The 13573-nt window shown below is 39.0% G+C and carries 13 protein-coding genes; 9 read left to right on the top strand and 4 right to left on the bottom strand.

What is annotated here, in order from left to right; translation table 11 throughout:
- Window positions 1-10 precede the first annotated feature (10 nt).
- Complete coding sequence (locus T479_RS07060) at window positions 11-1567, top strand: flotillin lipid rafts scaffold protein FloT (protein WP_025219060.1); 1557 nt, start codon at window positions 11-13, stop codon at window positions 1565-1567.
- An 81-nt stretch (window positions 1568-1648) separates the two neighbouring features.
- On the opposite strand, the gene T479_RS07065 is transcribed toward T479_RS07060, so the two are convergent.
- Together T479_RS07065 and T479_RS07070 are read right to left on the bottom strand one after the other, a co-directional pair.
- Window positions 1649-2221, bottom strand: coding sequence for a GNAT family N-acetyltransferase (locus T479_RS07065; protein ID WP_024362361.1), 573 nt, complete (start codon window positions 2219-2221; stop codon window positions 1649-1651).
- 28 nt (window positions 2222-2249) lie between these two features.
- Window positions 2250-3074: a methyl-accepting chemotaxis protein gene (locus T479_RS07070; protein WP_024362360.1), complete on the bottom strand. Its 825-nt coding sequence runs from the start codon at window positions 3072-3074 to the stop codon at window positions 2250-2252.
- A 301-nt stretch (window positions 3075-3375) separates the two neighbouring features.
- Here T479_RS07070 and T479_RS07075 point away from each other — a divergent pair, with 301 nt between their 5' ends.
- Window positions 3376-4581, top strand: a complete 1206-nt coding sequence (locus tag T479_RS07075) for an MFS transporter (protein ID WP_025219061.1) — start codon at window positions 3376-3378, stop codon at window positions 4579-4581.
- Window positions 4582-4674: 93 nt separating this feature from the next.
- On the opposite strand, the gene T479_RS07080 is transcribed toward T479_RS07075, so the two are convergent.
- Together T479_RS07080 and T479_RS07085 are read right to left on the bottom strand one after the other, a co-directional pair.
- Entirely contained in the window at window positions 4675-5457 is a 783-nt protein-coding gene (locus T479_RS07080; RefSeq protein ID WP_081769866.1) for an enoyl-ACP reductase FabI, read from the bottom strand.
- A gap of 210 nt (window positions 5458-5667) precedes the next feature.
- Entirely contained in the window at window positions 5668-5916 is a 249-nt protein-coding gene (locus T479_RS07085) for a ferredoxin (RefSeq protein ID WP_024362357.1), read from the bottom strand.
- A 105-nt stretch (window positions 5917-6021) separates the two neighbouring features.
- Between T479_RS07085 and T479_RS07090 the strand changes: the two genes are divergently transcribed.
- The 7 genes from T479_RS07090 to T479_RS07120 all read left to right on the top strand — a co-directional run bounded on the left by T479_RS07090 (window position 6022) and on the right by T479_RS07120 (window position 13537).
- Complete coding sequence (locus T479_RS07090) at window positions 6022-7050, top strand: YpbB family protein (protein ID WP_025219063.1); 1029 nt, start codon at window positions 6022-6024, stop codon at window positions 7048-7050.
- Complete coding sequence (locus T479_RS07095) at window positions 7050-8492, top strand: RecQ family ATP-dependent DNA helicase (protein ID WP_025219064.1); 1443 nt, start codon at window positions 7050-7052, stop codon at window positions 8490-8492. The genes T479_RS07090 and T479_RS07095 overlap by 1 nt, the downstream gene beginning before the upstream one ends.
- 87 nt (window positions 8493-8579) lie before the next feature.
- Window positions 8580-9335, top strand: a complete 756-nt coding sequence (locus T479_RS07100) for a LysM peptidoglycan-binding domain-containing protein (RefSeq protein ID WP_025219065.1) — start codon at window positions 8580-8582, stop codon at window positions 9333-9335.
- 159 nt (window positions 9336-9494) lie between these two features.
- Window positions 9495-10250 (top strand): metallophosphoesterase, encoded by a 756-nt coding sequence (locus T479_RS07105; protein ID WP_024362353.1) that lies wholly within the window; start codon window positions 9495-9497, stop codon window positions 10248-10250.
- A gap of 145 nt (window positions 10251-10395) precedes the next feature.
- Window positions 10396-11361, top strand: coding sequence for a YpdA family putative bacillithiol disulfide reductase (locus tag T479_RS07110; RefSeq protein WP_025219066.1), 966 nt, complete (start codon window positions 10396-10398; stop codon window positions 11359-11361).
- Between the two features lie 69 nt (window positions 11362-11430).
- Window positions 11431-11991 carry a glycerol-3-phosphate acyltransferase gene (locus T479_RS07115; RefSeq protein WP_025219067.1) on the top strand — a complete coding sequence of 187 codons (561 nt, stop codon included), beginning with the start codon at window positions 11431-11433 and terminating at the stop codon, window positions 11989-11991.
- Between the two features lie 4 nt (window positions 11992-11995).
- On the top strand, window positions 11996-13537 hold the full coding sequence (locus T479_RS07120; RefSeq protein ID WP_024362350.1) for an aminotransferase class V-fold PLP-dependent enzyme: 1542 nt from the start codon (window positions 11996-11998) through the stop codon (window positions 13535-13537).
- Window positions 13538-13573: the final 36 nt, after the last annotated feature.

Here is a 13573-nt window from a genome sequence, read left to right on the forward strand (position 1 = left end):
AGATACAGTCATGTCAATGGAGATTTTAATTGTCTTGGGAATTGTAGCATTTATTTTAATCGCACTAGTGGCACTGTATGTAACAAAGTATCGTACAGCGGGTCCTGATGAGGCACTGATTGTGACAGGTAGCTATCTTGGCTCAAAAAATGTACATATAGATGAGTCAGGAAACCGTATTAAAATTATTCGTGGGGGCGGTACATTTGTCTTCCCAATTTTCCAGCAAGCACAACCATTAAGTCTATTATCAAGTAAGTTAGAAGTAACAACGCCTGAAGTTTATACAGAGCAAGGTGTTCCGGTAATGGCGGATGGTACAGCGATTATTAAAATTGGTGGTTCCATTTCAGAAATCGCTACAGCGGCTGAACAGTTTTTAGGAAAGCAAAAGGCAGAACGTGAAGGGGAAGCACGTGAAGTATTAGAAGGACATTTACGTTCTATTTTAGGATCAATGACAGTTGAGGAAATTTATAAAAATCGCGATAAATTTTCGCAAGAGGTACAACGTGTAGCTTCTCAAGATTTAGCGAAGATGGGTCTTGTCATTGTGTCCTTTACAATTAAAGATGTGCGCGATAAAAATGGTTACCTTGATTCACTAGGGAAGCCTAGAATTGCACAAGTGAAACGTGATGCAGATATTGCAACTGCCGAGGCAGAAAAAGAAACGCGCATTAAACGAGCAGAAGCATCAAAAGAAGCGCAAAAAGCTGAGCTAGAACGGGCAACAGAAATTGCGGAAGCGGAAAAAGAAAATCAATTAAAAGTGGCGGAATTCCGTCGTGAGCAAGATATAGCCAAAGCTCGTGCCGACCAAGCTTATGAATTAGAAACTGCACGTGCGAAGCAGGAAGTAACAGAGCAAGAAATGCAAATTCGCATTATTGAACGTCAAAAGCAAATTGAATTAGAAGAAAAAGAAATTCTACGTCGTGAAAAGCAATATGATTCAGAAGTGAAGAAAAAGGCAGATGCCGACCGCTATGCAGTTGAGCAAAATGCAGAGGCGGAAAAAATGCGTGAGCTTGCACAGGCAGATGCGGAAAAATATCGTATTGAGTCGTTAGCAAAAGCGGAAGCGGAGAAAATACGTTTAGATGGTATTGCGAAAGCAGATGCTGAGCGTGCACAGGGTGAAACAGATGCCGATATTATTCGTCTTCGTGGTCTAGCGGAAGCAGAAGCAAAACGTAAAATTGCGGAAGCCTTTGAATACTACGGTCAAGCAGCTGTCCTGGATATGGTTGTACGCATGATGCCTGAGTATGCAAAAGAGCTTGCAAGTCCACTTGGCAATATTGACAAAATTACAGTTGTTGACACGGGTAGTGGAGAAGGAGGCAGTGGTGCGAACAAGGTCACTTCTTATGCAACGAATTTAATGTCAACCTTGCAAGAAACATTAAAGGAAACTTCCGGTATTGATATGAAGGAGTTAATCGAAAGCTATGCGGGCAAGCATACATTGCGTCCAGAGCTTGAGCGTATTGCAACGGAGCTAGTGAAAAAGCCAGAGCCTGTTGCGACGACAGAACAAGTAAAAGAAACCGTCGAACAATAAACATTGAGAAAAGCTACCTAAAACTTCGGGATTAGGTAGCTTTTTTATGTTAAGTGGAACTTTTAGTGGGGATGGATACTATTAGCGACGAATATCGTTACCCAATAGTACTGATGCTGATGTCCATTCGCTCGCAAGCATGCCGTAAACGACGTGATCGACATAGTGATCGTATAGCCATTCTGCCGCGCGAATGGTTCCTTCCGTTTTAAAACCAAGTCGCTCTGGAATCGCGCGACTTTTTGTATTGCCAACAGCAGCACGAATTTCCACTTTGTTTAACTGGAGCTCGACAAAAGCATACTGTAATAGCGCTTGTACTGTTGTTGTCATAATGCCATGTCCTTGAGCATCTGCACTAAGCCAATAGCCAATGGCTGCAATTTTATTAGCATGATTGATCGTATTAAAACCCGCAATTCCTACAATTTTATCGCGGAAAATAATCACAAAGGACATACTACTTTTTGTTTCATAACCAGCAATACAGCCTTCTATATAGCTTTTTGTATCCGCTAGTTCCTTTGTAAAATCTAACCATGGTAACCATTCACGTAAATATGCTCTCGATGTATCCGTTAGTGCGAAAACCGTTTCTGCATCATCAAGCGTGATGGTTCTTAACATTAGTTCGTGATTGATTGTAATCTGCATTGGTATTGTAGCCCTCCATTTCCGTAGTTTATTTCAAGGCATTATGCATGAAGCCCTTCATTTCTTGACTTAAGGTTGTAAGTTCGTCGATAATTTCACTAAAATCTTGGACAAGTTGTGCTTGTTCATTAGTCGCATCGGAGATTTGACCCATGTTTTTCTTTAAATTATCAAGATTTCGAGTAATATTGCGCAGAGAAGCTTCAATATTTTCCGTGGCACTTGACGTTTCAAAAGAAAGCTTTCTAACTTCCTGTGCTACGATATTAAAACCAGCTCCATGCTGACCCGCACGCGCAGCTTCAATCGAGGCATTTAAGCCAAGTAAATTTGTCTGTTGAGAAATGTTTTTTATTAAATCTGTGACATCATTTGTTTTTTCAGAATCTTCTAGGGCATGTTGTGCCTGTTTATTAATCTCCTCACTAGTGGCAGCTAACTCCTCCGAATGAGAGGCGATGTTATGTACTTTATCTTGAAGGTTATAGACGATACTATCCATTGTATTCATATAATGTTCGAGTTTTAGCTCATTATCGATAGGAAGTCCAAACGCTAGAGCGCCAATCACTTTGCCATTTTCTCGAATTGGAAATGCAAAGGCGTTAATGGCAATGCCATATACATCCTCGGGTATGATGACATCTGCATTTTTTCCAGTAAAGGCGATGTAAACATTTTGATCATTTGCATTTACTTGTTGCCCATCTACATAACCTGAGTCAACACGTTTGCCTGCTAAGTATTTTACAACTGTTTCACTTTCTTTATCAACGACAGCTACAATGGCTTCTTCTTTTAATGCAAGATGGATATAGTGCGCTGATTGTGCTAAAGCTTCGATTATTTTCATGAAATACCTCCAAATTGTAGAATAACAGTCATTATATTACTCACTGTAGCATATAAACGCCGAATTCAACATAGCAAAAACATGCATTTAACATTAAATCACTATTATTTCTATTAAATATATTAATTGGAAAAAATAGAAAGAATGCTATTTAGTAATGTATAGAATTGTCAAATGAAAATGGTAGAAAATATAAAGAAGTTCTTTATTTTTGTCTATTTTTCGACAATTCACACTGTATTTTGGAGAATATTGTATTAGAATAATAGATAGATGGACTCGTAAATGGAAGGAGATTGAAATGGAGTATATAGAGAAAGGAACAAAGGCATTCCACAAAGCAAATTGGGCTTTATTTTTAGCAGGCTTTATTACCTTTGCGAATTTATACGTTTCGCAGCCATTGTTACCGACATTTGCAGAGGAATTTCATGTCTCGCCAGCAGTAGCGAGTTTGTCACTATCGGTGACCACATTGGCACTGTCAATTAGTATGATCATTGTTGGCTCATTATCTGAGGCGTGGGGTAGAAAGTCATTAATGACGATTTCGATATTTGCAGCATCTATTTTGACGCTAGCACTCGCTTTTTCACCAAATTTTGAAACCATATTAGTATTGCGTGTAATTCAAGGTGTTGTATTCGCAGGCTTACCAGCAATTGCGATGGCTTATTTAGGAGAGGAAATGAACCCATCTAGCCTAGGTATTGCAATGGGACTTTACATAAGTGGCAATTCTGTAGGTGGTCTTAGTGGACGTGTCATTATTGGTACATTAACAGACCTTTATAACTGGCAGGTTGGTATGATTGTACTTGGTATCATTAGCTTAATCATTAGTGTGTTATTTGTCTGGATGCTACCGAACTCGCAGCATTTTTCGGCACGGCCGTTACAAATAAAAGCTTTAACCAAATCACTTATGCAGCATTTAAAGGATCCATCCATGCAGTGCTTGTTTGCTATTAGTTTTGTGCTAATGGGAAGCTTTGTAACACTTTACAATTATATTGGTTTTAAATTAATGGCACCTCCCTATCATTTGAGTGCCACAATTGTCGGTTGGATATTTGTAATTTATTTAGTTGGGACATTTAGCTCTGCGTGGTTTGGCAGTTTAGCTGATCGTTTTGGGCGTCAGAAAATGTTATTGTTAGCCATTGCAATTATGCTAGCTGGTGCCATTATTACTCTACAAGGTCTACTTTTATTAAAAATAGTAGGAATTACAGTGTTTACCTTTGGTTTTTTTGCAGCCCATTCAATCGCAAGTGGATGGGTGAGCAAACGAGCTACTCATGATAAAGCACAAGCATCGTCTTTATATTTATTTTTCTACTATTTTGGCTCTAGTGTCGGTGGAACGGTAGGAGGCATATTTTGGATGCATTTTGGCTGGATGGGTGTGGTTGCCATGATCACTGTCTTTTTAGTCATTGCTTGTGGGCTAACATTTGTTTTAAAAAGCGTTATTGCCAAACAACGGTTCCTTACTGGGCATTAGCGTGAGGTGCTAAGTTAGTGTTACAACTAGGCATTAATAAAAGCAAAGAAAAAGTGTTAGATTGATTGTCGTCAATCTAACACTTTTTAGGTGTTAACCCATTATATTATAGCCTGCGTCAATATAGATTGTTTCGCCTGTTACACCACGTGATAAGTGAGATAACATCACGATTGTCATATCAGCTACTTCATCTTGTTGAACATTACGTTTTAACGGTGCTGTCTCTTCAATTTTGTGTAAAATTGTATTAAATGAAGGAACGCCTTTCGCAGCAAGTGTACGAATAGCACCTGCAGATATTGCATTGACACGGATATTGTCTTGACCAATATCGGCAGCAAGGTAGCGCATAGATGCTTCTAATGCTGCTTTGGCAACACCCATTACGTTGTAGCCGTCAAGTACACGTTCTGCACCTAGGTAACTCATTGTTACAATTGAGCCGCCTTCTGTCATGTATGGATGTGCTGCTTTGGCTGTAGAAATAAGGGAATAGGCGCTTGTATCTTGGGCAAATGCATAGCCATCACGAGTTGTTTCTAAAAAGCGATTGTGTAAATCTTCTGCATTGGCAAATGCTACTGAGTGCACAATACCGTGGATAACCCCAACTTTTGAACCGATTTCATCGAATGCTGATTTTGTGCTTTCATCACTGTTCACATCGCATTGCACAACAAGAGCATCTGCATGCCCATAATTTTCAAGTTGTTTTTGTAATTTTTTTAAAGAACGTTCCTGACGATATGTGAAAATCACGTTTGCCCCTACATCAAATAAACGTTTAGCAATCCCCCAAGCAATACTGCGATCGTTTGCAACGCCCATTACGACAATATTTTTATCTTTTAATTGTAATAAATTATCCATCATTTATAAGAATCCCCTTTACGAAATAATATCTGTTATTAGTACCAACTACTAAAATCTTATCATACATAAATTATGGTTGCAATAATAAGATGAAAAGGGCATAAAATTGATTTCAATGCGTTCTTCAATTCTAGGAATCATTGAGATTGTTAACGGTGAATCCATGCAAAAAGGCATCCTTTATTGGATGCCTTTTTAGTAAGGTATAGACTATTCGAATTTTAAAGAGTCGCCGTCAAAAGGTTCGTCAGCCACTTTGATAGAATCAGTTGGGCAACCTTCAAAAGCATCTTGCATGTCTTCTAGTAGATCTTCTGGAACTTCAGCAGTTCCCATGTTATCATCTAAAATAACGAAGGCAATTCCTTCATCATCATAATCATAAATATCTGGTGCTGCGGCTCCGCATGCGCCACAAGCGATGCATGTATCTTTATCAACAATTGTGTATTTAGCCATTTCTTTCTCTCCTTTTACGATGTTCCTACAAAGCTTCATACTCATTTTAAAGATGTTTAACTGACATTTCAACCTAATACTATTAAATTGGAGGAATTTGCTTCAATGTTTTATCAAATTTTATTGCAAATCTTTCAAAAATTAAATAATGAACGAACCGTATCAGCGGCCTATCATATCCTTAGAGGAAAGCGTTCAGGCCAGACAATTCAAGATGTGGGACTGTTTCAGTTACATAACTATTTTGGATTACTCCCAAAATTACCTCGTGCGACATTTGATGAAGCTGTTTCTACCTTTTTGCAATATAGTTGGTTAATTATGCAGGAATCAGGTCACTATTCCATGAAAAAGCTAGGTTTACAGCGAGCAGCGCAAACACCAACTTTTTTATTTGACGGTTGGCATTATCGAGGAAATGAACATGTGTTTTTTGCGCGGCTTTCCTTAGTTGTACAAAGTTTGTCCTATCAAAAAGAGGGAATTCGGTCATTTTCACCAATTAGTAAGGATACGCAAGTACAATCATGGGTACGTGCTTTTTTACAAGATCAGCAGTATCAATCAGGGCATTTGCAACAGCAATTACTGGATGAATGCTTGCGTGTGTTCGCAACACTAGCCGTTTCTGAAAGTAATAAGCAACTTGCCCTTTATCGATTGAGTGGCTATAGTTTACCAGGTTGGACATGGCAGCAACTTTCCGTTGAACGCAAAGAAACGGTACTTGATAGTCAATTAGCATTTATTGAGTTACTACATACACTATTGAATGAAGTGCATGCAACAAACAACTACCCGTTGCTTGGCAAAATAGCAGAAGAATTGCGAGTAAAGGCATTGTTGACAGATTCGACACAGCAAACCGCTTATTTATATGAACAAGGGTATTCAATTGAGCAGATTGTTCAAATTAGAAAGTTGAAACAAAGTACAATTGAAGATCATTTAGTTGAAATAGCAATGAACGAACCGAACTTTTCGATTGGTCCGTTCGTCTCTTATGAGGAAGCGGAAAAAGTTTGGCAGGCATCCAAGCAATATCAAACAAAGAAATTAAAGGCATTGCATGAAGTGGTCAATGACTTGAGTTATTTCCAGCTCAGACTTGTCCTCGCGAAAGGAGAAGTATAATGGAACTAGAGCAAACATTAGCAAAATATTTCGGTTATGCCACCTTTCGACCAGGGCAAAAAGAGGTAATTGAAGCAATTCTTAGCGGGAAAGATGTTATTGCATTATTGCCAACAGGCATGGGTAAATCATTGTGCTATCAGTTGCCCGCTTATTTATTGCAAAAACCAGTGTTAATAGTGTCTCCGCTATTGTCTTTAATGCAAGATCAAGTAGAGCAACTGAAGCGATTTGGTGAAAAAAGGGTAGTAGCATTAAATTCATTTTTAACAGTAGAAGAAAAACGATATGCTCTCCATTTTTTAGAACAGTATCGCTTTATTTTCACATCGCCGGAGATGTTGTTACAACAACAGGTACAGGAGAAGTTAGCAAATATGACGTTAAGTCTTATCGTTGTAGATGAAGCACATTGTATCTCGCAGTGGGGATTTGATTTTCGTCCGGATTATTTGCGCATCGGCGACTGGTTTTCACAAGGTAATCGTCCCCCTGTATTAGCGTTGTCTGCGACTGCAACTGAAAAAGTAGTAAAAGATATTCATGCTACACTATCACTGCATGCACCGTTTGAATTTATGTATAATGTTGATCGTCCAAATATTCACCTCGGACGTGTTCTTTTCGAGGATAGGGGCGATAAAGCAAGATGGATAGTGGAGCATGTAAAAAAAACCGCTGGACCAGGTATTTTATATTTGTCATCACGCAAGCGTGCTGAGCAATATTGTGAACTGTTTATGCAAGCGGGTTTGCGAGCTGCCGCATATCATGCAGGCTATAGTGCGGAGGATCGTCAATTTATTCAACAGCAGTTTATCGATGGAGAGTTAGATTGGATTGTGGCGACCAATGCGTTTGGTATGGGCATTAATAAGGGAGATATTCGACAGGTGATACATGAGACAATGCCTGCCAATGTTGCGAATTATATGCAAGAAATTGGGCGCGCAGGTCGTGATGGTAAACCTGCTCTTGCGATTTTACTTTACAGCGATGGTGACGAGGAACTGGCGAAATTTGTAGTAACAGGAGATTTACCGTCATCTAGTCATGTCGATCGCTATCAAGAGCTTGTATTGCAGCGTATTGCCCCCTCTCAAATGTTAAAAAATGGTGAGTTGAGTGAAACAGCCTTTCGTGTGCTAGATTATTGGCTCCATCAGGAACCTGAAGAACGAGTAAAAGCACGACTTCGTCATTTTGCACTTGAAAAATATCAGGCAGTGGATGAAATGTTAAAAATTATAAAGACAAAAGATTGTTTGCGCGAGCAACTTATCGGGTATTTTGGGCAAAAATTGAAGAAAAAACCTGAAAACTGTTGTGAAAATTGTGGAATCCATTATGATGAAATCAATACAGTACGCATGAAGGAAGAGAAGAAAGTAGAAATGATGGCGTGGGAAAGTCGATTAAAACAGCTTTTAATAAGCGACTAGACTAAACTTACGGTCATTTACTTTTTTCGCAAAATTCGTCATAATAGAATGATAGAAGAATGCGTAGCAAGGTTGGAGGAAAGTCGAATGAGTAAAGAAGACTATCGTGATAAAATCGAAGAACATCGTCAGTCATTTGAAGAAGAACAACAAGAACAGCAAAATCTATCTAGAGTTTCAAGAATGAATAAAAATGGAAGTAATAACAAAAAGCCGAAAAATACAAAACAACGTAAATTTCCTTTAATGACGATTCTTTTTGTTACATTTATCTTAATTCCATTAACTATATTAATTTATTTTGTGCAATTCTATGATCCTGGTAAAACGATTGAAGAAGCTGAAAAAGATACGATGGATGCTGTTGTAGAAATTGATAAGACTGATGGAAAAGCGGAAGCATCTACATCAGCAGATAAAGAAAAAGATGATAAAGCAAATGAACAAGCAAAAGAACAAGCGCAAAAAGATGCTGAAAAGCTAGCTGCACAACAAAAAGCTACTGACGAAGCAAAGAAGGCAGAAGAAGCGAAAAAAGCTGAAGAGGCGAAAAAAGCGGAAGAAGCGAAGAAAGCACAGCAACAGGCAGAGGCAGCAAAAAAGGCCGAGGAAGCGAAAAAAGCGGAGCAAGCACGTAAAGCGGAACAAGCTCGTAAAGCCGAACAAGAAAAGCAAAATGCGACACCAGTAAAAACACATACAGTTAAACCTAATGAAAATCTATATCGTATTGCATTGAATCACTACGGTGATGGTAGTGAAGCAACGCTAGCGAAAATTCGAGCTGCGAACGGTATGACTTCTGACACGGTAATTGTTGGGCAAGTCATTAAACTACCATAAGAAAAACGGTGTCATTCTTTGGCAACGATGTTTTTCTAGTATAAAATAAAGGACAAACGTCAACACCAACATAAGGTTGAGGCAAACGTCTAATTAGCAAAAAGGCGATTCTATAGCGTATTGAATCGCCTTTTTGCTATCGTAAGGAGAAGTGAGGGAATGCTATATATTGGACTATTTCTTTTAATAGTTATCGCCTTCCTACTCTACATGTGGAAGGTCGCGCACGAAAATAATGTGTTGCATCATCAATTATCACTTAAAGGTCAACCAGAAAAGATTCGACTATTTTTTATTTCAGATACGCATTTACGGAAAATAAATCGCTCAATGATTGAACGATTAGAAAGTACATTTGATGCGGTCATCATCGGTGGAGATTTTGCAGATGGACGCACGCCAATTCAGCGTATTCATGAAAATCTCGATTTATTGACACCGTTAGGTCCTACTTATTTTGTCTGGGGAAATAATGATAGAGAAGTGGGCGAGGAGCGACTCCGAGCTATTTTACAACAGCATGGTGTAAAGATTATCGCCAATGATGCTGTGTTATTGCCTAATAAGAACCGCTTTTGGATAAGTGCGATTGAAGATACTTCGACAATGAAATATAGTTTTGATGCTGCTTTTGAAAAAGTGGGTGAGGAGGATTTAGTCGTTTTTATTTCACATAATCCAGGTGTTTTTGCCCGAGTAAGAGCAAAATTTAGAGCTGACTTAATGATTGGTGGACATTTGCATGGTGGGCAAATACGAGTGGGGCCATATGGTGTGCATCCGCTAGGCTCCTATCGACAACGTGAAGGCATTATGACGCTCGTAAGTAATGGCTATGGTACAACTTTATTGCCATTACGTTTAGGCGCGAAACCAGAGTGTCATATTATTGACATCGATATTTCGGATAAATAAACAACCAAAAATGTATAGAAGGCGTATAATGGAAACGATAGTGGATTTTGAAATCATTTTGTAGATGCCCTAAAGGGAGCTCATCTGCAACAGTTAAGCATCTGTGTTTAATACGCTGATGCCAATTTGATAGGAGTGTCAAACAATGCAACAAGTTGATGCAATTATTGTTGGAGGAGGCCCTTGTGGTTTAGCCGCAGCAATATCTTTGCAAAAAATTGGTTTACAACCGATTGTAATTGAAAAAGGAAATATCGTAAACGCTATTTACAATTATCCTACACATCAAACTTTTTTTAGTACGAGTGAACGTTTAGCGATTGGTGATGTACCATTTATTATTGAAGGACGGAAGCCAAAGCGAAATCAGGCACTTGTTTATTATCGTGAAGTAGTACGCTTGAAAAATATTCAAGTAAACCGTTTTGAAAAAGTCGAAAGTGTTGTCAAATCAGGGGAACTTTTTACTGTTACGACTGATAAGGATGTATATGGAACACCCTATGTGGTCATTGCAACGGGTTACTATGATCATCCTAACTATATGAATATTCCTGGCGAGGCATTACCTAAAGTTCACCATTATTTTAAAGAAGGTCATGAATTTTTTGATACGGATGTCCTTGTGATTGGTGGCAAAAATTCAGCAGTAGATGCAGCTTTAGAATTAAACAAAGCGGGCGCTCGTGTCACAGTTGTTTATCGAGGTAGCGAGTATTCATCAAGTATTAAGCCATGGGTCTTACCAGAATTTGAAGGTGTTGTGCGCAATGGAGAAGTCACAATGCATTTTAATACAATTGTGAAGGAAATCCGTGAGCATGAAGTCATCATTAATATTGATGGTCGTGAAGAAATGATAAAAAACGACTTTGTCTTTGCTATGACAGGCTATCATCCAGACCATTCATTTATCCGTGCGATGGGAGTTACAATTGACGAAGAAACAGGTCGACCATTTTGTCATCCAGAAACAATGGAAACCAATGTAGCTGGATTATTTATTGCTGGGGTTATTGCAGCAGGGAATAATGCCAATGAAATTTTTATAGAAAATGGCCGCTTCCATGGGGATTGTATTGCTCAAGCTATTGCGGAAAGAAAGCTATAAAAGAAAAAGGAAGCTGTATAGGCATGCACTGCTTATACAGCTTCTTTAGACTGTAGAAGGAGGGGAATAATGACTTGGCTTTATTGGCTATTTAGTTATAGTGTTGGAAACTTTTTGACGGCTTATTTCGTTGGAAAAATGTATGGTGTCAATTTGCAACAAGAACGTAGTAAAAATCTAGGAGCCAGAAATGCAGGGAGTGTAATTGGCAAGGCTGCATTTATGTGGACATTTTTGGGGGATGCATTAAAAGGTGTACTAGTTGTAACATTGGGCTATTTCTGGCATTTGGAACAGTGGGTTATTATGGCTGGAGCCTGTTTCGTGATTCTCGGTCATTTATATCCGATTTGGCTAAAATTTAATGGTGGTAAGGGGGTTGCAACGTTTATTGGTGTTGGACTTGCCCTTTCTCCATCTTTATTTTCAATGATGATTGTCGGTACAGCTATTGTACTTGGTGTAACAAGAAGTTTAACACTCGGCATGTTAGGTGGCTTTGTATTTTACATTGGCGCAATTGTACTGACAGGACATTTACAGTTATACATACCGATACTTGTTGCCATTATGTGTATGCTATTGAAGCATTCATCCAATATAAAGGAGTCATTGAGAAGAGGGAAGTGAATTTATGTACTGGTGTAAAGTCGCACAGACAGAAAAGGAATTTGATGCAATTGCGCAGTTGAATTATGAAACTTTTGTTGAGGAAATTCCACAACATGAACCAAATGCGCTAAAAAGAAAAGTCGATCGTTTCCATAAAGAAAATACGTATTTAGTGGTGTATAAAGGTACTGAGCTTATCGGTATGCTAGCCTTTCGAGATCAGCGACCGTTTTCAATTGATGAAAAAATTGGCGAAGTAGAGCAATTTTTACCAAAGGAAATTTGTACAAAGCTTTGTGAAATTCGCTTACTCGCAGTGAAAAAGCCTTACCGCTCAGGTCGAGTACTAATCAGATTAACACAAGCATTAAATGCATTTGCCTATGAAAAGGGGTACTCAGCAGCTGTTATCTCAGGTACTACACGTGAGGAAAAGATGTATAAACAAATGGGCTTTAGCCAATTCGCACCTGCGGTAGGAACAAACGAAGCAATGTTTTTACCAATGGTCTTAACAAGGCAACAATTTGAACAGTCGTTGCAACACAAGCTTGCGCAAGAAAGTTATACATTTTATCCAGGACCAGTGAAACAGCAGGGAGCAATTGTGTATTCTGATATGTCGCACAGGTCACAAGCCTTTCAATCGCTCTATGCACGTATGCGTAGCAAGTTGCTTGAATTATCTGGGGCTAAACAAGTCGCTACAATCGTTGGATCAGGGACGCTCGCAAATGAAGTGATGCTTGGGCAACTCAAGGCTCAACAAGCGGGGCATGGACTTATTTTAACAAATGGCGAATTTGGAGAGCGTCTTCAGAAGCAGGCAGAACGTTGGTTATTGGATTTTGATGTTGTTACGCAAGCGTGGGGAAGCGCATTTGACATGCAGGCATTGGAGGATTTATTACAAACGGGGGCTTATCAGTGGTTGCTTATGGTGCACGGAGAAACGTCAACAGGTGCATGCAATGATTTACACGGGATGAAGCAGTTGGCTAAGCGCTATAACATAAAACTTTGTGTTGATTGTATTAGCTCTTTTGGTGCTATGCCGTTTTTATTGGACGATTGCTATTTAGCGACAGCGGTGAGTGGTAAAGCTATTGGGGCATTGAGTGGTTTGGCCTTTGTGTTTTCTCAAGAACTTGTAGAGCCTGTGACAGCGTTGCCTGCCTATTTGGATTTAACCAATTATCAACATGGAACAATTCCCTATACACTACCAGCAGCACTTGTTGGGAATGTAGTGGAAGCCTTACAAGCCTATCCAGCGCGTTATCATCAACTACAGCAGCGCTATGAGGCATTGTTGCAGTTGCCTTTTATGCATTATCGTTTACCAATCACAGCATATCCAATGATCATCACTATACAATGTCCAAATGGCTTAACCAAGCTAGCAACAGATTTAAAATTAAACGGGTTATTTGTGCATGCAGATAGTAACTATTTAAAACATCGAAATTTTATACAGTTATCGGTGATTCAACCTGATTTTGAGTTAGCCTATAGGCGCTTGCAAAATTTGTTAACTTTCTATAAGCAAACAGTTGATTTATAAGTGACATATCAAATAACTATAAACTGCCCCAATTGT

The sequence above is a fragment of the Lysinibacillus sphaericus genome, assembly GCF_000600105.1.
In the GTDB taxonomy this organism is placed as follows: Bacteria; Bacillota; Bacilli; order Bacillales_A; family Planococcaceae; genus Lysinibacillus; species Lysinibacillus sphaericus.